The following is a 21,529-nucleotide window of genomic DNA, read 5'->3' as shown; positions in this document are numbered from 1 at the left end:
CTCTCTCTGCACCGTCAGCCGATGCTTCCTTTCATCTCCAGGCGGATCAGGTTGTTCATCTCCACGGCGTACTCCAGCGGGAGCTCCTTGGAGACATTGTCCGCGAATCCGCTGACGATCATGGCCCTGGCGTCCTCCTCCGGGATGCCGCGGCTCATCAGGTAGAAGACGGCCTCATCGCTGATGCGGCCGATCTTCGCCTCGTGGCCGACATCCGCGTCCTGCGTGCGGACATCCATCGCCGGGATGGTGTCTGACCGGGAAGCGGAATCCAGCATCAGGGACTGGCAGGAGACGGAGGATCTGCTCTTCTTCGCCTGGTTCCGGATGACCACGGCGCTCCGGTAGGTGCTGACACCGCCGTCCTTGGAGATCGACTTGGTATTGATGACTGAGGTGGTCTCCGGCGCGTTATGAACGACCTTGGCGCCGGTATCCAGATTCTGGCCGCGCCCGGCAAAGGTGATGCCGGTGAACTCGCAGTGGGCGCCCCTTCCGTTCAGGATGCTCATCGGGTAGAGGTAGGAGACATGGGAACCGAAGGAACCGGAAACCCATTCAATGGTGCCGCCCTCCTCGACGATGGCCCGCTTGGTGTTCAGGTTGTACATGTTCTTGGACCAGTTCTCGATGGTGGAATAGCGCAGGCGGGCATTCTTCGCCACGAACAGCTCAACGCAGCCGGCATGGAGGTTGGCTACGTTATATTTCGGCGCGGAACATCCCTCAATAAAGTGCAGGTCGGCACCCTCGTCCACGATGATGAGTGTGTGCTCGAACTGGCCCGCGCCCTTGGCGTTCAGGCGGAAATACGACTGCAGCGGGATGTCCAGGTGGACGCCCTTCGGGACATACACGAAGGAACCGCCGGACCACACGGCGCCGTGCAGGGCAGCGAACTTATGGTCGGTCGGCGGAACCAGCTTCATGAAGTGCGACTTCACCATGTCGGCGTACTCGCCGGTCAGGGCGCTCTCCATGTCGGTGTAGACAACGCCCTGCTGGGCGACTTCATCCTTCACGTTATGGTACACCAGCTCGGAGTCGTACTGGGCGCCGACGCCGGCGAGGGACTTGCGCTCCGCCTGCGGAATGCCGAGGCGCTCGAAGGTATCCTTGATATCCTGGGGGACTTCATCCCAGGTGCCCTTCATGCTGGTGTTCGGGCGGACGTAGGTGGCAATATTATCCATGTTGAGGCCGTCAATCGACGGGCCCCATTCCGGAACCTTCAGCTGGTTGTAGATCTCGAGGCTTTTCAGCCGGAAGTCATGCATCCACTTCGGGTCATGCTTCTCCGCGGAAATCTTCTCCACGATCTCCGGTGTGAGGCCGGACTTGATGCGGTAGGCATCGTCCTCCGCATACCGGAAATCATACATATTCTGGTCAATATCCTTGACTTCTGCTTTTTCTTTCATAAAAACCTCCGGTCCATCAGTTCAGGAACTGCTCGAAACCGTTCTCGTTGATCTGGTCAACCAGGCCGGCGCCGCCGTCCGCAACGATCTTGCCTGCCGCGAGGACGTGGGTGTGGTCCACGCGGAGCGCTTCCAGGATCCGGGTGCTGTGGGTGATGATGAGCAGCGCGCCGTCGTGGTTCTTCTGATACTCCTCAACGCCGCGGGACACAGTCCGGACGGCGTCCACATCAAGGCCGGAGTCGGTCTCGTCCAGGATCGCCAGGGCCGGATTCAGCATGAGGAGCTGGAGAATCTCCGCCTTCTTCTTCTCACCGCCGGAGAAGCCGACATTCAGGTCGCGGTCCGCGTAGGACGGATCCATCTGCAGCACGTCCATGGCGGCGCGCAGCTGCTTGCGGAAATCCCAGATGCGGATGTGCTTTCCGGTCTTCTGCTCAACGGACGTCTTGATGAAGCTCGAGAGCGTGAGCCCCGGAACCTCCAGCGGGTTCTGGAAGGACAGGTAAATGCCCGCCTTCGCCCTCTGGTCGACGGCTTCCTCGGTGATATCCTCCCCATTAAAGACGATCTTGCCGCTGGTTACCTGATATCTCGGGTTGCCCATGATGGCGTAGCCGAGGGTGGACTTTCCGGCGCCGTTGGGACCCATCAGGACGTGGGTTTCTCCCGGCGCGATATCCAGGGAAATGCCGTGGAGAATCTCCTTCTCCTCCACGTTCACCTTAAGATTCTCTATATGCAGTAATTGTTCAGCCATGATATCTCCTCCGACTTATCGGTCTTTTGCGACGATTGCTATTATATATTGGAAGAAACGGAGAAGCAAGGCGAACAGCGGGTTTTCGTGATGTTCCACGAATTCTTAGCAACTTGGTGGGCATTTGTTGGCAAAAATCCCGTACCCGGTAGGGGTATATTGAAAATCCACGCCCGGAGCTTGAACTATAGCGGGCACGATAATATAATGAGAAAACCGAGAGAGACGTTTACTCATGGAGGATTTATGAATCTGAAATTCAAACCGATCGAGTTCCGAGACATGCCGATCATGCAGCCGTTCTACGAGATGCGGCCGAACCGCACCTGCGACAGCACATTTCTGGAGAGCTTTATCTGGAAGGATTACTACCGCGTGGAGTACGCGATCTGGGAGAACCGGGCGCTGCTCTGGATCGCGGAGATGGACGGAAAGAAATTTTCCGCCATGCCGCTCTGCCGCCCGGAGGATCTTCCGGATGCGTTTCACGCGATCGAACAGTATTTTAATGAGAATCTGGGATATCCGCTGGTGATCAACCTGGCGGACGAATATGCCGTCAATCTCCTGAACCTCCCGGAGGATAAATACCGGGTGGAGGAGCAGGTAGATTCCCGCGACTATATCTATTCCGGGGACTCCCTCCGCACGCTGGCGGGCAAAAAGATGCACAAGAAGAAGAACCGCCTGAATGTCTTCACCCGCGCCTATGAGGGCCGGTATGAGTACCGGAGGCTGGCCTGCTCGGATTCGCACCGGGTCTGGGAGTTCTTGGACAAATGGCGGGAGCAGAAGGATGAGGACGAGGAACATCTGGATTACGAGGCCATGGGTGTTCACGACATCCTCAAGAACTGTGTGGCAAATCCGGGCGCCATGGGCGGCGTCTTTATCGACGGGGAGCTCGAGGCGTTCACGATCGGCAGCTATAACCCGGTGGAGAAGATGGCGGTCATCCATGTGGAGAAAGCCAACCCCACGATCGACGGCCTCTACCAGTTTATCAACCGGGAATTCCTGCTGGACGCATTTCCCCAGGCGGAGCTGGTCAACCGGGAGGACGATATGGGCCTCGAGGGGCTCAGAAAGTCCAAGATGTCCTACAACCCGGTAACCTTTGCCCGGAAGTTCCTCGTGCAGCAGCTGGTGGACGGGAAGAAGGGCTACCAGTGGGCGGAACATATCGACAATACGACCCTGGGTCCCGCCTATGAATACCTTGCGGATGAGGACAAGGGGGAGACGGAGCGCCTCTACCATGAGTGCTTCCCGGAGGATTCCCAGGCCTTCACCGACTACTATTACACGGAGAAAATGAAGAAGAACCGTGTCCTCGTGAAGAAGGATTCGGGGCTTCTGGTGTCGATGGTTCATCTGAACCCGTACCCGGTGGATTTCCGCGGCAGGCATCTTGTGCCGGATTATCTGGTGGCGGTGGGAACCGCCTCGGACCGACGCCGGGAGGGCAATTACCGGGATACGTTTGAGAAGCTCCTGAATGACCAGCACGAGGAGAAGAAGCCGTTTACCTATCTGGTTCCGGTGAACCCGAAGGTGTATGAGCCGCTGGGCTTTGTCTTTGCGGGAAATGTTGTCCGGGCGGAGCTTACGGAGGCGGGGAAGACCCTCAGCCGCCGGGAAGTGACGGAGGACAAGGCGGATCTCGACCTTGCGGCGGCATACATGACGAAATGGCTGGATGCCCGCTATGAGTTCCATACGGTGCGCGACCGGGCCTATGTGGCGGATCTCCGGAAGGAGATGGCGTCGGAGAACGGGACGCTGGAGTTCCTCTATGACGGGGAGCGCCTGGTTGGCCTCCGAGCCGAGTGGGGTCTTGCGGAGAGGGAGCAGTATCTGCTCTACGCGGATGACCCGTACGCCGCGGTGACGGGCGTAAAACCCTGGAACATGGCGAGGTGTACGGACGCTGCGGCGCTGCTCGGCTTATTCACCCGAGAGGGCGAGGCGGCGGATGCCGGGACAGAGACGGCTCCTGCCCGAGGGGAAGGCACCGGCGGCGAGGCGGTTGCTTCCGGGGAAAATGCCGGGGCAGATGCGGCGGATTTTGCCCTCTCCGTGGAGGTATCCGACCCGCTGATCGCGGGAAATAACGGCATTTTCCGCTGGACGAAGGACAATGTCCGGCAGGAGGAGGCGGCAGATCTTCCGCTTCTCCGGACCGATCAGAGCGGCCTGATCCGCTTCCTTCTCGCGGGAGAACCGGCGGCGGAGATCTGGCCGGAGGCGGCTCCGGAGGTGCTGGAGCAGCTGAACCGGGTGCCCGTGGTGAAGGGCGTCTGCCTGGACGAGCTGGTCTGAGCGCCGCGAGAGGCACCAGGCCATGCCGGAAGGCGCAGCCGCAGGGGCGCGTTTGACCATGTCGTCCGGGACGGCCGCAGGGGCGCGTTTGACCATGTCGTCCGGGACGGCCGCAGGGGCGCGTTTGACCATGTCATCCGGAACGGCCGCAGCGGGCGCGTTTGACCATGTCGTCCGGGACAGGCCGGCCGCTTTGTCAATATTTTCACAGCAAGGCAGAGAAAAGAGGCGGAAATGATGGAGGAAAAAATCGAAAAGCTGAAACAATGGATTGCGGAGAGCGGCAATATCGTCTTCTTCGGGGGCGCCGGCGTCTCCACCGAGAGCGGCGTTCCGGACTTCCGGAGCCAGGACGGGCTCTACAATCAGCAGTATGATTATCCGCCGGAGACCATCCTGAGCCATACCTTTTTCACCAGGATGCCGGAGGAGTTTTTCCGTTTCTACAAGAATAAGATCCTGATGGACGGCAAAAAGGTCCTGCCGAACCGGGCGCATTATGCGCTGGCGAAGCTCGAACAGGAAGGGAAGCTCAAGGCGGTCGTCACGCAGAACATCGACGGCCTCCATCAGGATGCGGGAAGCAGGGAAGTCCTTGAGGTTCACGGCTCCTGCCGCCGCAATCACTGCATGAAGTGCGGCGCCTTCTACACGGAGGAGGAGATCCTGCGGCAGATGAAGGAGCCGGTCCCGCGCTGCCCGAAATGCGGCGGGATCATCAAGCCGGATGTGGTTCTCTATGAGGAGAGCCTGGACATGGACGTCATGTCGAAAGCGATCCGGTACATTTCCCAGGCGGACATGCTGATCATCGGCGGAACTTCGCTTGTCGTGTACCCGGCAGCCGGTTTTGTGGATTACTATCAGGGACATAAGCTGGTACTGATCAACAAGTCCTCCACCAGCCGCGACAGCCAGGCGGACCTGGTGATCAGCGACAGCATCGGGAAGGTTCTCGGCGAGGCGGTCGGCGTATGACAGAATTTGTGGTTGGCGATATCGTGAAGCTGAAAAAGCCCCATCCCTGCGGGAGCAGCGAATGGAAGGTACTCCGTGTCGGCGCGGATTTCCGCCTCCAGTGCCTCGGCTGCGGACATCAGGTGATGGTGCCGAGAAAACTTGTGGAGAAAAATCTGCGAGGCCTTCGGAAACCGCTTGCAAATGATCCGGCAATCGGCTATAATGATAGCCCGTGATACTACAGATCCTTACTCCCTGCTGGAGTCAGGGGGTCAATGTCCACAAGGAGGTACTACAGTGAATCAGTACGAGTTAGCACTTGTTCTCAGCACAAAGATTGAGGACGAAGACAGAGCGGCGGCTCTGGAGAAGATCCAGGGTTACATCACCCGTTTCGGCGGCACCGTGAAGGATATCGAGGATGGCGGCAGAAAGAAGCTTGCCTACGAGATCCAGAAAGAGAAGGAAGGATACTATTCCTTCATCCACTTCGAGGCTCCGGCTACCACTCCGGCTGAGGTGGAATCCCGCGTCCGCATTATGGAACCGGTACTCAGATACTTATGCGTGAGACAGGATGCATAAATAAGAAAGAGTGATCGTATGAATAAAGTAATTCTGATGGGACGTTTGACGAGAGATCCGGAAGTGAGATATTCCCAGGGCGAGCGCCAGATGGCGATCGCGAGATACACGCTCGCGGTTGACCGCCGGCGCGGCAGGAACAACCAGGACGGCGGCCAGACGGCGGATTTCATTCCGTGCGTCGCGTTCGACCGTGCGGCAGAGTTCGCTGAGAAGTATTTTCACCAGGGGATCAAGATCGCGGTTTCCGGAAGAATTCAGACCGGCAGCTATACCAACCGGGACGGTCAGAAAGTATATACGACAGAAGTGATTATTGAGGATCAGGAATTTGCCGAGAGCAAGAACAGTTCCGACAGTTATCGGAGCTCTCATCCGGCAGACCAGGGAGCCGGGATGGGGATGCCGCAGGGCGGTGCGCCGGCTTCAGGCCGTCCGACCCCGCAGAGCGCGGTCGGTGACGGCTTTATGAATATTCCTGACGGGGTTGAAGATGAGGGACTTCCGTTCAACTGATGAGCGGGAGCCGTTAAGGAGGATTTTGAGATGCCAGCAATGAAGACGGATAAACCGGAGAACGCGAGACCGAGAAGAACAGGAATCCGCAGAAGAAGAAAGGTCTGCGTATTCTGCGGCGCGAAGGCAGAGCCGATCGATTACAAGGATACCGCTAAGCTCAAGAGATACATCTCTGAGAGAGGCAAGATTCTTCCGAGAAGAATCACCGGCAACTGCGCAAAGCACCAGAGAGCGCTCACTGTAGCGATCAAGCGTGCAAGACACATGGCGATGCTTCCGTACACCGTAGAGTAATCTTCGGCAGCACAGGCAGAACAAAATAACGGATCTGGTCACGAAAGCCGGGGTGGCTCCCTTCTGGGAGCTGCCCCGGCGATTTTCATAGGATACTTTTGCCAGAAAAATTTCCGGAAATACCGCGTCTTTCGTGATTCTGTATAATCTTTCCCGCCGCCGGTTGATAAAAAAAGGCGGGTATGCTAAAACAGTAGCGGATGTTAATATTCTAACGATCGGTACCGCCGGTCGGGAGAGCAACAATCATTGTTCAGAAAAGAGGAAAAGCATGGCACAGGTAGATTTAACACAGTACGGAATTACCGGCACTACGGAAGTTGTCTATAATCCGTCCTATGAACAGCTGTTCGAGGAGGAGACAAAGCCGGGTCTTACCGGGTATGAGAAGGGCCAGGTCAGCGAGCTTGGTGCCGTCAATGTCATGACCGGAGAATTTACCGGTCGTTCCCCCAAGGACAAATACATCATCATGGATGAGAATTCCAAGAACACCGTTTGGTGGACATCCGATGAGTACAAGAATGATAACCATCCGGCAAGCGAGGAGACCTGGGGCAAGCTCAAGGCCATCGCGCAGAAGGAACTTTCCGGCAAGAAGCTCTACGTGGTAGACGCGTTCTGCGGGGCGAATGAGGATACGCGGATGGCTGTCCGCTTCATTATGGAAGTTGCCTGGCAGGCGCATTTCGTCCGCAACATGTTCATCCGCCCGGCCGCTGAGGAGGAGAAGAACTTCAAGCCGACCTTCGTTGTCTACAACGCTTCCAAGGCAAAGGTAGAGAACTACAAGGAGCTGGGCCTCAATTCCGAGACCGCGGTTGCCTTCAACATCACGAGCCATGAGCAGGTTATCATCAACACCTGGTACGGCGGCGAGATGAAGAAGGGCATGTTCTCCATGATGAACTATTATATGCCGCTGAAGGGCATCGCTTCGATGCACTGCTCTGCCAACACCGATATGGAAGGCAAGAATACGGCGATCTTCTTCGGCCTCTCCGGTACCGGCAAGACCACCCTTTCCACGGATCCCAAGAGACTGCTGATCGGCGATGATGAGCACGGATGGGACGACAACGGCGTCTTCAACTACGAGGGCGGCTGCTACGCGAAGGTCATCAACCTGGACAAGGATTCCGAGCCGGATATCTACAACGCGATCAAGCGCAACGCCCTTCTGGAAAATGTAACTCTGGACAAGGACGGCAAGATTGACTTCGCGGACAAGTCCGTGACCGAGAATACCCGTGTGTCCTACCCGATCGAGCACATCGACAAGATTGCCCTCAAGGTGAACGGCAAGTCCGCAGGTCCGGACGCAGAGAATGTCATCTTCCTGTCCGCTGACGCTTTCGGCGTCCTGCCGCCGGTGTCCATCCTGACTCCGGAGCAGACAAAGTATTACTTCCTCTCCGGCTTTACCGCAAAGCTCGCGGGCACAGAGCGCGGAATCACCGAGCCGACTCCGACCTTCTCCGCATGCTTCGGCCAGGCATTCCTGGAGCTGCATCCGACGAAGTACGCTGAGGAGCTGGTGAAGAAGATGAACAAGAGCGGCGCCAAGGCTTATCTGGTTAACACCGGCTGGAATGGCACAGGCAAGAGAATCTCCATCAAGGATACCCGCGGCATTATCGACGCGATCCTGAACGGCGAGGTGCTCAAGGCTCCGACCAAGAAGATCCCGTACTTCGATTTCGAGGTGCCGACCGAGCTCCCGGGCGTTGATTCCGGTATTCTCGATCCGCGCGACACCTATGCGGATGCCGCTGAGTGGGATGCGAAGGCGAAGGATCTCGCCGGCCGCTTCATCAAGAACTTCAAGAAGTATGAGGGCAACGAGGCCGGCAAGGCACTCGTGGCTGCCGGACCGAAGCTGTAATTGGAAAATTCCGGCGAAACAGGTACGGAAATAGAAAAAGAACGGCGCAGGACCATTTCCCCCGGATACGGGAGAGACGGCCTGCGCCGTTCTTTACGCAGAGCCGGCGGGTCCGAACCCGGAGACAGAGTAGTGCAATCCGCGGAAATATGGTATGATAAAGGACGCAGTGTTTCTGATTCAGCGGAATCAAGATGGCAACGATGCGGAACCCCTCATCCCGCGAAGACCCGCTTCGCCCGGTGTACGGGTTCCTGGCGCCCTGCGGCGCGGGGAGTTACTCATGAAAGATCATGTCAGAATCCGTGGGGAGATCGCGGAATACCTGAACTGGCCATTTATCCTGGCTCTCTTTATGGTGGCCGCCAATATCGCCGTGGCCCTGGTCGACCATGCGGCGGGCGCCGCGATGGGCGGATTTACCCTGGCGGAGATTGTGATCGCGGTCTGGCTCTGGTTCGGAAAGCGGAAGCACCTGATGGACGGGCTCGTGGACTTTTCGGCGCGCTATTCCGCCGCGCAGGTGCAGCTGCTGGATGGTATGGCTGTCCCCTACGGGATTGTCGATACGGACGGGCGGATCCTCTGGATGAACCGGGAATTCGCCGGGATCATCGGCACAGACAGGACCAGAAATCCGCTCTCCGGATATTTTCCGGAGCTGACCCCGAATTTCTTCGACCGGATCAAGGCGGATACGCGGATCCATTCGCAGTATAAGGATAGGTTTTACGAGATTGACCTCCGACCGGTCAGCATGGATCAGGATGCGGCGGACAGCATCGGGTCGGAGAACAGCGCCGCGGATGAGCGCCTGACGGCGGTCTTCCTGATCGATGAGACGCAGGCGCTGATCTACGAGAAGGAGATCGACAACCAGAAGATGGTTGCCGGCCTGATCTATCTGGACAATTACGATGAGGCGCTGGAGAGTATCGAGACCGTCCGGCGCTCGCTCCTGGAGGCGCTGATTGACCGGAAGATCATGAAGAGTATCAGCGCGATGAACGGCGTCGTGCGGAAGCTGGAGAAGGATAAATATTTCTTCGTGATCGAGCAGCGCTACACCGAGATTCTTCGGAAGAACCGCTTCTCCCTTCTTGAGGATGTGAAAACGGTCAATATCGGCAACGAGATGGCGGTCACATTGTCCATCGGAATCGGCATGCACGGCAGCACATACATGCAGAATTACGAGTATGCGCGGGCGGCTATTGATATGGCGCTCGGCCGCGGCGGCGACCAGGCGGTGGTCAAGGACGGCGACGAGATCCGCTTCTACGGCGGGAAGTCCCAGCAGGTCGAAAAGACGACCCGCGTCAAGGCGCGCGTTAAGGCGCACGCCCTCCGCGAGCTGATGGATACGAAGGACAAAATCCTCATCATGGGGCATCATCTCGGAGATATCGATTGCTTTGGCGCGTCCGTCGGCATCTGGAGAATCGCGACAACCTTCAACAAGAAGGCAAGAATCGTCATCAACGGGGTCAATTCCTCGGTCACGCCGATGCTGTATAAGTTCAAGAACAGCAGCGAGTATCCGAAAGATATGTTTGTGACGGGGGAGGAAGCCGCGGAGTGGGCGGACGGCACCACCATGCTGGTTGTGGTGGATGTCAACCGGCCAAGCATCACCGAAGCGCCGGAGCTGCTCACCCGGGTGCACACCATTGTCGTCCTGGATCATCACCGCCAGAGCACGGAGATCATCAAAAATGCCACGCTCTCCTATGTCGAGCCGTTTGCGTCCTCGGCCTGCGAGATGGTGGCGGAGATCCTGCAGTATATCGGGGACAATATCCGGATCCGGCCGCTTGAGGCGGATGCGATGTACGGCGGCATCATGATTGACACCCAGAACTTTATGAACCAGACGGGCGTCCGGACCTTTGAGGCGGCGGCATTTCTCCGCAGGTCCGGGGCTGATGTGGTCCGGGTGCGGAAATTATTCCGTGACCAGCCGCAGGATTTCCGTGCGCGGGCGAAGGCCATCGAAAATATGGAAATCTACCGCGAGCACTATGCGATCACGGAGTGCCCGGCTGATGGGCTGGAGAGCCCGAGCATAGTGGGCGCGCAGGCGGCCAACGAAATGCTTGATATTATCGGGATCAAGGCCACGTTCGTCATCACAAAGGTGGACAACGTCGTCTATATCAGCGGGCGTTCGATTGACGAGGTCAACGTCCAGGTGATTCTGGAAAAATTGGGCGGCGGCGGCCATCGCACGATCGCCGGCGCGCAGCTGAGGGATATTTCCGCCGAGGAGGCGCGCCAGAAAATCAAGGAAACCTTAGACAGTATGTCGGAGAAAGGAGAAATCTAACCATGCAGGTTGTTTTATTACAGGATGTGAAGGCACTGGGGAAAAAGGGCGAGATGGTCAACGTCAGCGACGGCTATGCCCGCAATTTTCTTCTGAAGAAGAATCTCGGCGTTGAGGCTACCCCGAAGAATCTCAATGACCTGAAGCTGAAGAAGGCAAACGAGGAAAAGCTGGCCGCCGAGGAACTGGCGAAGGCTCAGGAGCTGGCCAAGGAGCTGGAGGGCAAAAAGATCACCCTCGCGATCAAGGCCGGCGAGGGCGGAAGGGCGTTCGGCTCTGTGTCCACCAAGGAGATCGCGAAGGCGATCAGCGACCAGCTGGGCATGGAGATCGACAAGAAAAAGCTGGTTCTCCCGGAGCCTATCCGTACCTTCGGCGTGACTGAAGTGCCGATCCGCCTTCACCGGGAGGTTATCGGCAAGCTCGCTGTCCATGTCGTTGAGGCATAACCGGAAAATGACCACGCCGCGGCGGTTTCCTTGCCGCGGCAGTATTGTCTTTCCAAGGATTTTCCGTGAAAATGCCGGATTTGGAGTGAATTATGCCTGAGGATAGTATCGTCAAGAGGACGCTCCCGAACAGCATCGAGGCCGAGCAGGCGGTGATCGGCTCCATGCTGATGGATCGGGAGGCGATTACCGCGGCGTCGGAGCTGCTGGCCGGGGAGGATTTTTACCAGCGCCAGTACGGGGTCATGTTTGACGCCATGGTTGAGCTCTACAATGAGAATAAACCGGTTGACCTGGTCACACTCCAGGAGCGGCTGAAACAGAAGGATGTGCCGCCGGAGGTCGCGAGCCTGGACTTTGTCCGCGATATCATGAACGCAGTGCCGACCTCGGTCAATGTGCGCTCCTACGCGCAGATTGTCCGGGACAAATCCCTGCTCCGCCGGCTGATCAAAACCTGCGAGGGGATCGAGAACCAGTGCTACGCCGGGAAGGACGGGGTCAGCGACATCCTGGACGGGACGGAGAAGGATATTTTCCATCTGCTGCAGAACCGCTCGACCGGCAGGATCCGGCCGATTCAGGATGTGGCCATGGAGGTTCTCGAGAGGATCGAGAAGGCGGCCAACAGCACCTCCACCGTGACGGGTGTCCCCTCCGGCTTTATTGACCTGGACAACATGACCACCGGATTTCAGCCGTCGGATTTCATCCTGGTGGCGGCGCGCCCGTCCATGGGAAAGACGGCATTTGTCCTCAATGTTGTGGAGCACGCGGCGCTGAGAAAACGGAAGAAATGCCTGATTTTCAGCCTGGAGATGTCGAGCGAGCAGCTGGTGAACCGCCTGCTTTCGATGGAGTCCGGGGTGGATTCCCAGAAGCTCCGCAAGGGCAGCCTTAGTGATGATGACTGGACCTCCGTGGTGGACGGCATCGGCTCGATCAGCAATTCGACCATCATGATCGACGACACGCCGGGCATCAGCTATCCGGAGATGCGAAGCCGCGCGAGGAAGCTCAAGCTGGAGGCCGGTGTGGATCTGATCATCGTGGACTACCTGCAGCTGATGAGCGGTTCCGGCAGCGGGCACAGCTCCGAGAGCCGGCAGCAGGAGATCTCCGAGATTTCCCGATCCCTGAAAAGCCTGGCGAGAGACCTGGATGTCCCGGTGATTGCCCTGTCCCAGCTCTCCCGTGCCTGTGAGCAGCGGCCGGATCACCGCCCGGTGCTCTCCGACCTCCGCGATTCCGGCGCCATCGAGCAGGACGCGGATATCGTCATGTTCCTCTACCGAGACTATTATTACAATAAGGACACCGCGAACCCGAACATCGCCGAGGTGATCATTTCCAAGCACAGAAACGGCCCGCTGGGCACTGTGCAGCTGATGTGGCGCCCGGAGCTCACGAAGTTTGTCAATCTGGAAAACCCGAAGAATACCACGATTTCCGTGGACTGAGAGGAAGCCGGCGGGAGAAGGCCATATATGTAGGAGGCCTTTCCGCCGGCTTCTGGCGTGGTTGATTTTATCGCCTCCTTGCTGATTGTTCTTCTTGCAGTTACATATCTTCCGCAAATCTCGCTGCTGCTTCCGAGAGTGCTGGGCTATTAGAATTGAGAAATGGCAATTTGAGATGATAGATTGCGGATCATTCTGAGAAGGGGTAGATTATGACAGAGAAAATAAAGATTGGTTGCATCGCCGATGATTTTACAGGGGCGAGCGATGCAGCTTCCTTCCTGGTGAAAGCCGGCATGCGGACGATTTTGTTCAACGGGGTGCCCAGGGAGGAACTCCGTGAGCGCTGCGATGCCGTTGTGATTGCACTGAAAACGCGGAGCGCCCGTACTGACCGGGCGGTTGCGGATTCCCTTGCCGGCGTGGAATGGCTGAAAAGGCAGGGAACGGCGCAATACTACAGCAAATATTGTTCAACCTTTGACTCCACTCCGAAGGGGAATATCGGACCGATTCTTGATGCAATGCTGGAGACACTGCAGGTGAGGAGCAGTGTCCTGTGCCCGGCGCTTCCTGTCAACGGGCGGACGGTCCGAGATGGAATTCTCTATGTCAATGGGGTTCCTTTGGCGGACAGCCCGATGAAAAATCATCCGCTGAACCCGATGTGGGAATCGGATATTGTTAAACTGATGGAGCCGCAGAGCAAATATCCATGCCTGAAAGTCAGTGTGGAGCAGATGAAACGCGGGAAGGAATCTGTCTGGAGAGAAATCGAAGGCAAAACAGCGGGAGTGACCCATTTTTACCTGGTTCCGGATTATTATGAAGATGCCCATGCCGAATTGATTGCGGATATTTTTGGGGAGTCAACGGTTCTCTCCGGGGGGTCGGGGATTCTCACCGCTCTTGGGCGGCGTGCGATGGACGGCGGAGGCACGGGGGAATCGCTGCCTTCGGCTGTTCCGGGAAAGGCTGTCATTTTGGCGGGAAGCTGTTCAGAAGCAACCCGCAGACAGATTCATGAGTACGAAAAAGATCATCACAGGTTGGTCAAAATGGACCCGCTGCGCCTGATTGGCGGTATTGACCAGGCAGAGAGCTATTGGAGACAGGCAGAAGATCAGGACGGCGTGTTGATCTACAGTTCAGATTCGCCTGAGGAAGTCGAGAAGGTGCAGAAAGCTGTCGGTAACAGTGCCTCGGTGCATCTTGAAAAAACAACGGCGGAGCTTGCTTTACTGGCACGGGAAGAAGGATACACCCGTTTTATTGTCGCCGGCGGGGAGACCAGCGGAGCGGTGACCCAGGCCCTGGGTTACGACGCCTATTGGATTGGCAGCAGCGTTGCGCCAGGCGTCCCGATTATGATGCCGCTTGGTCACCCGGAGATCCGCCTGATCCTCAAATCCGGGAATTTTGGCCAGCCGGATTTCTTCTTCCGGGCGGTCGAGATGACAGGAGAACATAAGGAGCACGGGAATGGATGAGGCATTGAAGAGCAGGATGGAAGATGCCCTGTGGGTTGCGCACAGCCTTTTTGACCGTGGGAAAACCACCGGTTCAACGGCAAATATCAGTTTTCGATATAACGGCTGTATTTTCATCAGCAGAACCGGGAGCTGTTTTGGCAGGCTGACCGAACAGGATTTTGCCGTGCTGAAGGAGAAGGAAGGCAAGGCCGTGACAGTGTCGGAAAACCGTCCCAGCAAGGAGTTTCCTCTGCATTGGATGATTTATCGGAATGATCCTGAGGTAAATGCGGTCATTCACACGCACAGCTTTTATTCGGTGTTGTGGTCCTGCCTCAAACATGAAAATCCGGATGATGTTGTTCCGGCGTATACCCCTTATCTCCGGATGAAAGCCGGAAAAGTGAAGCTCGTCGGGTACGGGGAACCGGGAAGCCCGGAACTGTTTCAGGCATTTTCTACCCGGTTGGAAACCGGCGGCACCTATTTATTGCAGAATCATGGCTCGGTCGTCACCGGAAAAACCATGATGGAAGCATTTGCCAAATGCGAGGAACTTGAGGAAAGCATCAAAGTGGCCTGGTATCTGAGAAATGAGCCGCAAGATGCCGTTCATCGCCTTCCGCTCAAATGACCTGCCCAAGCAGTACTGAAAATATTCGCGGGCAAGCAAATTTGCATAGCTCGCGCTAAACTCGCGCTTCGCCTGCGGGGCTCGCGCCCCGCTCCGCGGATAGCCACTCCACTAAACTCGGACTGCGCTTTCGCTTGTCCTCGTTAAGTGGCTGGTTATTGTTAAGCGCTCTGCATAACAAAAAGGCCGGCACATCCCTCCTGGGAATTGTGCCGGCCTTCTGTGATCTTAAGAATCCGATCAGCCCTGGGAAATAGCTCCGGTCGGGCAAACGTTTGCGCAGGTGCCGCAGTCGATGCACTTGGAAGCGTCGATCTCATACTGGCTGTCGCCCTGGGAGATAGCGCCTACCGGGCACTCACCAGCGCAGGAACCACACATAACGCAGGAATCACTGATAACGTAAGCCATTGGAAAATCCTCCTTTGAGAAATAAGATGTTCTTTTTACTAGGGATTCTACAATAGCACCTGCCGGTTAGACAAGCGCAACCAGGCACCTTCAATGTACCAATTTTTGTACAAGAGTATTCTCGGGCCTTACAGCTCCGCCAGATGCCGCAGGGCATCCTCACGGATGATCGGATCATAGTGCTCAGCATAGAATGCCTCGGCAGCATCCGGATGCTTCTGACGGGACGCGAAGTCCGACAGGCGGTTGCAGATGTGGATGAAGGGGAGATTGTCCGCATTGTCCACATGGAGCACCAGGAGAAATGTGCCGGCGGGGGATTTGTAGAGGGTGCTCTTCCCCGCATAGGCCGGATCGCAGATCTTCGCCGCGGTGATTGCCGCGTCCAGATTCGGAAATGCGTAGAAGCGGGTTGCGGGCTTTTGTGCCGCGGCAGCCCTTCGCGCGGCGGCGTTTTTTCTGCTGGCATCCGCGGGGGCGTTTTTCCTCTCGGAATCTGCCGGGGTGTTTTTCCGGCCAGCATCCGCCGAAGCATTTTCCCTGCCGGAATCCGAGGCGGCATTCCCCTTGCCGGCAGCCGCGGCGTTTTCTGTGCCGGGAGCCTTGGCGCTGCCCTGAGTATTGACAGAAGCGTTCCGGCTGCCGCCGGCCTGCCCGACGGCGGCGCTGCCTTCATCGGAAATCCGGGCGTCATCCGGCGGCAGGATGAGGCCTCCGGAGGTCATGCCTGCGTCTTCGGCATCCGGGGCGGCGGGATCGCTGACGCCAAGCGAGGCGGCAAATGTGCTTAAGAGGTTCATCAGGCTGTCCGCGCCATCCAGCTGTTCGCTCTCCATCGGCGGAAGCTGTTCCTCCAGATCCTCTTCGGGGGAGGGGGTAAATCGTGAAAAACGGGAATCCAGTTCCTCCGGATCCTCAACTTTGGTTATGATCAGCATGATGCTCCCGCTGGCCAGCGGAATGGCTTCTATTACCAGCGGAATATCATCGACGTCAAATCCTGTCTCGATGGAAGCCTGCTGAATCATTTCCCGGAACAGATTTCTGGTCTTGTCGCTGCCATAGGCCAGTTCAGAGAGCCTGATATTGCGGGCGTTCAGGTCAACGCTGGTCAATGTGCACCGGATCTGATTCTCATTGATCCTTTCAATTTTCAAAGGGACCACTTCCTTTCCAATTCCGTCATTTCGGGGCTTTCCGGAGGAATCCGGATGCCTCGTCGGAAATTTCGCATCCACTATAATGGATAAGCGGTAAAAGTGCAATCCTATTTCCATAAAATCGATATCACGGTTTAGAACCGGCTTTCCCGCCGCCGGTTTCGCGGTGGCGTACAGATACGTTTGCCGCCTGCGCAGGCGGCAAGAAATCCGCCGCCGGTTTCGTGGTGGCGTACAGATACGTTTCCCCTGCGCAGGCGGCAAGAAAACAGCACATTCCCGGCAAAAGGGAGAATTTTACGCAAGAATAGACAAAAAATAGAGGAATTCCAGAAAAAAGATTCCGCGAAAATCAGACAAATTTGATAAATATAGAATATTCGCGGAGAAAGACGGGAAAAAGCTTGAAATTAGCGAAAATCATTCTAAAATAAAGCTCACAAAACGCAGATCCGGAAAGGAGGGAGAGAGGCAGACGGCATTTTATTCGGGAAATATCGACTGGAGCAGGTGATTGGCCGCGGGAGGCGCGGAACCGTGTACCGGGCAAGGCATATCGCCCTGGATGAGCCGAGGGCGGTCAAGCGGGTGCCCAAGCCCGACAGCGCTGTCCTCCGGGAAGCGGGGCTTCTCCGGAGGATACGGATGCCGGACATCCCGATCCTCTACGACCTGGAAACAGACAGCAGGTACTATTATCTTATCGAACAATATCTGGACGGCGAATCTCTGTCCTCGCGCATCCAGCGCGCCGGACATCTTCATGAGGCGGAGCTTGTGCCCATTGGAATCAGGCTGTGCCGCATTCTTCTCTATCTTCATTCTCTTTATCCGCCCATTTATTACACGGATCTTCAGCCGGAGAATATTCTGCTCTGCGGGAACGTGCCCAAGCTGGTCGATTTTGACAGCGCGGTATCGGAGGACATCGCCCCGGAAGGGGGAGTCCGCGGCACACCGGGATTTGCCGCGCCGGAACTCGGACATGGCGGCCGGCCGGACCGCAGGACAGATATTTATGGGCTGGGAGCGGTTCTCTGCTATATGCTGACGGGAAAAAGCCCGGAGAAAGCTGCAGTGGAGGGAACCCGCGGACAGGCGGGCTCCCCGGAGCTTCGGGGGCTGATCCGGAGCTGCCTTTCGGAAAGGCCTGAGGAGAGACCGCAGTCCGCGGAGGAAGTGCTCCATATCCTGCAAGCGATCGGTGCCCGGCCGCAGAAAAGGGATCATGTATTTGTCAGAGCCGCGGTGTGTGAAAGCAGCCGCGGGGCAGGCGCTACCGGCTTCTGCTTCCGCATGGCGAGAAGTCTCGGAAGGCAGGGGATCCGCTGCCTGATCAGGGAGGAAAATCAGACGGGAGCCATGATACGGTTTGCTGACTATCTCGGGGAGATTCCCGACAGCTATGGTATTTTCCAGGCACTGGGATGTGCGGTGAAACCTTATTACGGCAGCTGTGTCCATCTGGCGGAGACGCCGTCAGACATGGCCGCGGAGGATTTCGGGACTGAACTCCAGTCGGTCCGGGAGTCCGACGCCGATGTCCGGATCCTTCTCTGCCGGGCAGAGCCCTGGCAGATGCCGGACAGCGTCCGGGCAGTGCGGATGCTCTGCCGGGAAGAGAATCTACGGATTGTCTTCGCCGGCGGAGCGGACAGGCCGGTTCTCCCGGCGGAGCTGACACGCCTCAGCTACTATCAGCTGCCGGCGGAGGGCGATGACGCTTCGGAGGACAGTTTCTTCCGGGAACTCCTGGCGGGGAGCAGGGCCGGGGAACTGTTTTTCCATCGCGGCGCGTCCTCCGGGGCAGCCGGGCCGGGGGAGGACGGAAGAAGGAGGGGAGGAGCGGAAAGCTTCCTGCGCCGCCTGGCCGGGCGGGACAGGGACAGATAAGGCAGGAAAATGGACAATCCCATGATTCTCGTTGGCATCGCGGGCCTCGGCCATGCGGTAGGGACAACGCATTTCGCGCTGATGACGGCGGAATATCTCGCCGGCGTGAAGCGGAAGAAAACCGCGCTGGTTGAGTGGAATCCGGGCTGTGCTTTCCGGAAGATCGCCGCGGTCTATGGCGGCAGGGAGGAGAACACTGTCCGCGCCGAAACCTGCGGTTCGTTTCATCTTATGGAAACTGTTTTATACACCGAAGGAGACCCGGGGCTGCTGATCCGGCTGGGAAATACCGGATACGCGGCCTGCGTCATCGATTTCGGCGTGATGCGGGAGGAAATCCGCAGCGAATATTTTCGCTGCACCAGAAGGTTCGCCGTGGCGGCAGCCACCCGCTGGCAGGTTGCTGACCTGGCGGAGTTTGCCGCCGGCGAGGGGAAAAAATCCCACTGTGAGTATGTAGCTTCCTTCGGGGGCAGGCGGCAGCTCGACCTTGCGGAGAGGTATCTCGGCATCCGGATTGGGCGCGTCCCGCCTTCCGGCGACCCCTGTGTGATTGACGGGAAGACGATGGCCTTTTTGGGAAGACTGTGGAGAGGTGGCCTCTGATCCTCCGGGGAGGAACAGCTTCGAATGAAGATTTGCCGCGGAAAGGAAGTATCACGGAGAAGATTCCTTGCGGACGATGGATCGCTCCGCGGCAGGGAGGGACGAGTATGATACAGGTCGAAACGGAGGATGAAAGAAGGAGGAGGGAAGAAGAACAGAAAATATTCAGTGAGCGGCTGGCTTACTATCAGCGCCACGGTATTGTGATCCGGATCGACGGGCAGGTATGCCAGCCGAGGGATTACAGCCGCCTGTTCGTGCGGGAGGGGCGGTCATTTTATATGGGCGATTATATCGGGGACGAGGACGGAAAGCTCTGCGAGATTCATTTTGACCGGGTGTACTATCGATGACCAATGGGGATGTACCGCCGACGACAGACGGCGATGCCCTGCGATGACAGAGGGGGATTCTGTTCCGCCTGGGAAGGGAATTCCTGTACCTGTTCGGCAACATATATCGCGGAACAGGTACAAATTCTTCTGTCGGGACTCCGGAAACATGGTATACTTGATGCAATTACGGTTTCTGCCGGCTTGGCGGAGAGACTGCTTTTCCGCCGGCTGGCAAAACCTGATGACATCCCGCATTTCCGGAGGTTTTCATGAGAAATACACTGAGAGTTTTCACCGCCATCTTTCTCGCGCCGCTTGCGGTGTGCATGGCGGCAGCCGGGATTTTCCTCTACCGGCATTTCAGCCCGACCCGGGAGAAGGCCGATCTGGACAAATACTTCGGCGTTTCCGGGGACAATGCCGCCGCGCTCTACCTGAATTTTGAGCGCCAGGATACGGGAGCCCTGTGGAAGGATGGCACGATGTATCTTCCGCTGGACTATGTGAATGAGAATCTGAACAAGCGTTATTATTTTGACAAAGATCAGCAGATCCTGATCTATGTGCTCCCCACGGAGATCGAGAAGCGCGGCGCGGAGGACACCCTGGAATCCGGGGAACCCGCCTGGATCCTGGAGGGGGATGCGGTCTACCTTTCCCTCGCCGAGGTGACGGCCCACACGGACGTCTTCACGGAGGTCTTCACGGATGACGGGCATCCCCGGATATTCCTGCTGAATCTCCGGGACAGTTACACCCAGGGAACCGTGAAGAAGGATGCTGCGGTGCGCCTCCGTGGCGGGGTCAAGAGCCGGATCCTGACCACCGCGGCGAAGGGAGACCAGGTTGTTGTCCTGGAGACGTTAGATCACTGGTCGAAGGTGATGACGAAGGACGGCTTTATCGGGTATATGCCCACAAAGCGGATCGGAAATCTGGTCGACGCGGTCCGGGAGGACAGCTTCGATGAGCCGGAGTATACTTCCATCAAGCACGACGGGAAAATCACGATGGTCTGGCACCAAGTGACGGTGCAGGCAGCGAATGCCGGCCTGGACACGCTCCTTGGCGAGACGAAGGATGTCAATGTGGTTTCCCCGACCTGGTTCGGCCTGAACGACAATGAGGGACACTATACTTCCCTGGCGAGCAGGGACTATGTGGCTAAAGCCCATGCGGCGGGCATGCAGGTGTGGCCGCTTGTGGACAATTTCGGCCACGATTTCAGCGCCAATGTGGATCCGGTGAAATTATTTTCCAGCACAAAGGCCAGGGAGACGCTGATCGCCAATCTGATGAAGGAGGCGGATACCTACGGCTTTGACGGCTTCAACCTGGATATCGAGAACCTGAAGCAGGAAGCCGGTGTACACTATGTTGAGTTTATCCGCGAGATGTCAGTATCCTGCCGGAATCAGGGGCTGGTGCTCTCCGTGGACGATTATGTCCCGGAATCCTACAACAGCTATTATGATATCAGTGAGCAGGGGGCAGTCGCGGATTATGTGGTCATCATGGGCTACGACGAGCACTATGCCGGTGGTGATGCCGGTTCGGTGGCATCGATCGGGTATACCAGAAACGGGATCGCGACGACGCTCAGCCAGGTGCCGAAGGAAAAGGTGATCTGGGGCGTGCCGTTCTACACCCGCCTCTGGACCGTGGACGGGGACAAGACTTCCTCGAAGGCCATGGGCATTGCCGACGCGAAGCAGTGGATCAGCCAGAACGGCGTCTCCATGGCGTGGGACGATGAGACCGGCCAGTATTACGGCGAGCGCCAGAACGGGAGCGCGACAGAGATGATGTGGCAGGAGGAGGAGAAGTCCCTGGCACTCAAGATGAAGGAGGTCAGGGACAATGACCTCGCCGGCGTCTCCGCATGGAAGCTCGGGATGGAGGAGGCCGCCGACTGGGGCGCGCTCAGCTGGGACAGCCAGCCGCAGTGAAACACTACAGAAATCGTGAAACGGGGGTTCTCCCGGCGGTGCGGACCGCCGGGAACCCCCGTTTTTTGATTTACTTTTTGAAAAACCT

Annotated in this window: 20 protein-coding genes; 16 read left to right on the top strand and 4 right to left on the bottom strand. The window is 57.3% G+C overall.

The features are described from left to right. Positions 1-14: 14 nt before the first annotated feature. Entirely contained in the window at positions 15-1,421 is a 1,407-nt protein-coding gene (gene sufB / locus ISF27_RS12155; RefSeq protein ID WP_194611751.1) for a Fe-S cluster assembly protein SufB, read from the bottom strand. A 16-nt stretch (positions 1,422-1,437) separates the two neighbouring features. Beyond that, the gene (gene sufC / locus ISF27_RS12150) at positions 1,438-2,181 is read right to left on the bottom strand and encodes a Fe-S cluster assembly ATPase SufC (protein WP_194611750.1); all 744 of its coding nucleotides are present in this window, start codon (positions 2,179-2,181) and stop codon (positions 1,438-1,440) included. 246 nt (positions 2,182-2,427) lie between these two features. On the opposite strand from sufC, the gene ISF27_RS13645 reads away from it, so the two are divergent. From ISF27_RS13645 to ISF27_RS12090, 12 genes are all read left to right on the top strand, one after another. Beyond that, positions 2,428-4,503 (top strand): GNAT family N-acetyltransferase, encoded by a 2,076-nt coding sequence (locus ISF27_RS13645; protein WP_194611749.1) that lies wholly within the window; start codon positions 2,428-2,430, stop codon positions 4,501-4,503. Between the two features lie 237 nt (positions 4,504-4,740). Next, positions 4,741-5,481: an NAD-dependent protein deacylase gene (locus ISF27_RS12140; RefSeq protein WP_194611766.1), complete on the top strand. Its 741-nt coding sequence runs from the start codon at positions 4,741-4,743 to the stop codon at positions 5,479-5,481. Then, positions 5,478-5,699, top strand: coding sequence for a DUF951 domain-containing protein (locus tag ISF27_RS12135; RefSeq protein ID WP_194611748.1), 222 nt, complete (start codon positions 5,478-5,480; stop codon positions 5,697-5,699). The genes ISF27_RS12140 and ISF27_RS12135 overlap by 4 nt, the downstream gene beginning before the upstream one ends. A gap of 61 nt (positions 5,700-5,760) precedes the next feature. Further along, positions 5,761-6,048 (top strand): 30S ribosomal protein S6, encoded by a 288-nt coding sequence (gene rpsF, locus ISF27_RS12130; protein WP_194611747.1) that lies wholly within the window; start codon positions 5,761-5,763, stop codon positions 6,046-6,048. Positions 6,049-6,066: 18 nt separating this feature from the next. Continuing rightward, on the top strand, positions 6,067-6,564 hold the full coding sequence (locus ISF27_RS12125) for a single-stranded DNA-binding protein (protein WP_194611746.1): 498 nt from the start codon (positions 6,067-6,069) through the stop codon (positions 6,562-6,564). Positions 6,565-6,603: 39 nt separating this feature from the next. After that, positions 6,604-6,861, top strand: a complete 258-nt coding sequence (gene rpsR, locus ISF27_RS12120; protein ID WP_456236843.1) for a 30S ribosomal protein S18 — start codon at positions 6,604-6,606, stop codon at positions 6,859-6,861. A 271-nt stretch (positions 6,862-7,132) separates the two neighbouring features. After that, positions 7,133-8,746, top strand: a complete 1,614-nt coding sequence (gene pckA, locus ISF27_RS12115) for a phosphoenolpyruvate carboxykinase (ATP) (RefSeq protein ID WP_194611744.1) — start codon at positions 7,133-7,135, stop codon at positions 8,744-8,746. Between the two features lie 283 nt (positions 8,747-9,029). Beyond that, positions 9,030-11,072, top strand: coding sequence for a DHH family phosphoesterase (locus tag ISF27_RS12110; RefSeq protein WP_194611743.1), 2,043 nt, complete (start codon positions 9,030-9,032; stop codon positions 11,070-11,072). A gap of 2 nt (positions 11,073-11,074) precedes the next feature. After that, complete coding sequence (gene rplI / locus ISF27_RS12105) at positions 11,075-11,521, top strand: 50S ribosomal protein L9 (RefSeq protein WP_194611742.1); 447 nt, start codon at positions 11,075-11,077, stop codon at positions 11,519-11,521. A 92-nt stretch (positions 11,522-11,613) separates the two neighbouring features. Further along, positions 11,614-12,981 (top strand): replicative DNA helicase, encoded by a 1,368-nt coding sequence (gene dnaB, locus ISF27_RS12100; protein WP_194611741.1) that lies wholly within the window; start codon positions 11,614-11,616, stop codon positions 12,979-12,981. A 212-nt stretch (positions 12,982-13,193) separates the two neighbouring features. Next, complete coding sequence (gene otnK / locus ISF27_RS12095; protein ID WP_194611740.1) at positions 13,194-14,471, top strand: 3-oxo-tetronate kinase; 1,278 nt, start codon at positions 13,194-13,196, stop codon at positions 14,469-14,471. Next, complete coding sequence (locus ISF27_RS12090) at positions 14,464-15,087, top strand: class II aldolase/adducin family protein (protein WP_194611739.1); 624 nt, start codon at positions 14,464-14,466, stop codon at positions 15,085-15,087. The genes otnK and ISF27_RS12090 overlap by 8 nt, the downstream gene beginning before the upstream one ends. Positions 15,088-15,327: 240 nt before the next feature. Here ISF27_RS12090 and ISF27_RS12085 read toward each other — a convergent pair whose 3' ends face one another. Then, complete coding sequence (locus ISF27_RS12085; protein ID WP_194611738.1) at positions 15,328-15,498, bottom strand: DUF362 domain-containing protein; 171 nt, start codon at positions 15,496-15,498, stop codon at positions 15,328-15,330. Between the two features lie 128 nt (positions 15,499-15,626). Continuing rightward, a complete protein-coding gene (locus tag ISF27_RS12080) occupies positions 15,627-16,664 on the bottom strand; it encodes an adaptor protein MecA (RefSeq protein ID WP_407926090.1) in 1,038 nt (345 codons plus the stop codon). A 444-nt stretch (positions 16,665-17,108) separates the two neighbouring features. Between ISF27_RS12080 and ISF27_RS12075 the strand changes: the two genes are divergently transcribed. The 4 genes from ISF27_RS12075 to ISF27_RS12060 all read left to right on the top strand — a co-directional run bounded on the left by ISF27_RS12075 (position 17,109) and on the right by ISF27_RS12060 (position 21,441). Continuing rightward, complete coding sequence (locus ISF27_RS12075) at positions 17,109-18,551, top strand: serine/threonine-protein kinase (RefSeq protein WP_328701621.1); 1,443 nt, start codon at positions 17,109-17,111, stop codon at positions 18,549-18,551. A 21-nt stretch (positions 18,552-18,572) separates the two neighbouring features. After that, positions 18,573-19,157, top strand: coding sequence for a hypothetical protein (locus ISF27_RS12070; protein WP_194611735.1), 585 nt, complete (start codon positions 18,573-18,575; stop codon positions 19,155-19,157). A gap of 107 nt (positions 19,158-19,264) precedes the next feature. After that, entirely contained in the window at positions 19,265-19,510 is a 246-nt protein-coding gene (locus tag ISF27_RS12065; RefSeq protein ID WP_194611734.1) for a hypothetical protein, read from the top strand. Between the two features lie 251 nt (positions 19,511-19,761). After that, positions 19,762-21,441: a glycosyl hydrolase family 18 protein gene (locus ISF27_RS12060; protein ID WP_194611733.1), complete on the top strand. Its 1,680-nt coding sequence runs from the start codon at positions 19,762-19,764 to the stop codon at positions 21,439-21,441. Positions 21,442-21,529: the final 88 nt, after the last annotated feature.

This window comes from Clostridium vitabionis (genome assembly GCF_015351765.1).
Taxonomy (GTDB): Bacteria; Bacillota; Clostridia; order Lachnospirales; family Lachnospiraceae; genus Clostridium_R; species Clostridium_R vitabionis.
This window is presented reverse-complemented; position numbering and strand designations above follow the sequence as displayed.

Bases quoted from the DNA above. Each gene is read 5' to 3' on its own strand.
- sufB (WP_194611751.1), bottom strand. From the start codon at position 1,421: ATGAAAGAAAAAGCAGAAGTCAAGGATATTGACCAGAATATGTATGAT.
- sufC (WP_194611750.1), bottom strand. From the start codon at position 2,181: ATGGCTGAACAATTACTGCATATAGAGAATCTTAAGGTGAACGTGGAG.
- ISF27_RS13645 (WP_194611749.1), top strand. From the start codon at position 2,428: ATGAATCTGAAATTCAAACCGATCGAGTTCCGAGACATGCCGATCATG.
- ISF27_RS12140 (WP_194611766.1), top strand. From the start codon at position 4,741: ATGGAGGAAAAAATCGAAAAGCTGAAACAATGGATTGCGGAGAGCGGC.
- ISF27_RS12135 (WP_194611748.1), top strand. From the start codon at position 5,478: ATGACAGAATTTGTGGTTGGCGATATCGTGAAGCTGAAAAAGCCCCAT.
- ISF27_RS12125 (WP_194611746.1), top strand. From the start codon at position 6,067: ATGAATAAAGTAATTCTGATGGGACGTTTGACGAGAGATCCGGAAGTG.
- rpsR (WP_456236843.1), top strand. From the start codon at position 6,604: ATGAAGACGGATAAACCGGAGAACGCGAGACCGAGAAGAACAGGAATC.
- pckA (WP_194611744.1), top strand. From the start codon at position 7,133: ATGGCACAGGTAGATTTAACACAGTACGGAATTACCGGCACTACGGAA.
- ISF27_RS12110 (WP_194611743.1), top strand. From the start codon at position 9,030: ATGAAAGATCATGTCAGAATCCGTGGGGAGATCGCGGAATACCTGAAC.
- rplI (WP_194611742.1), top strand. From the start codon at position 11,075: ATGCAGGTTGTTTTATTACAGGATGTGAAGGCACTGGGGAAAAAGGGC.
- dnaB (WP_194611741.1), top strand. From the start codon at position 11,614: ATGCCTGAGGATAGTATCGTCAAGAGGACGCTCCCGAACAGCATCGAG.
- otnK (WP_194611740.1), top strand. From the start codon at position 13,194: ATGACAGAGAAAATAAAGATTGGTTGCATCGCCGATGATTTTACAGGG.
- ISF27_RS12090 (WP_194611739.1), top strand. From the start codon at position 14,464: ATGGATGAGGCATTGAAGAGCAGGATGGAAGATGCCCTGTGGGTTGCG.
- ISF27_RS12085 (WP_194611738.1), bottom strand. From the start codon at position 15,498: ATGGCTTACGTTATCAGTGATTCCTGCGTTATGTGTGGTTCCTGCGCT.
- ISF27_RS12070 (WP_194611735.1), top strand. From the start codon at position 18,573: ATGATTCTCGTTGGCATCGCGGGCCTCGGCCATGCGGTAGGGACAACG.
- ISF27_RS12065 (WP_194611734.1), top strand. From the start codon at position 19,265: ATGATACAGGTCGAAACGGAGGATGAAAGAAGGAGGAGGGAAGAAGAA.
- ISF27_RS12060 (WP_194611733.1), top strand. From the start codon at position 19,762: ATGAGAAATACACTGAGAGTTTTCACCGCCATCTTTCTCGCGCCGCTT.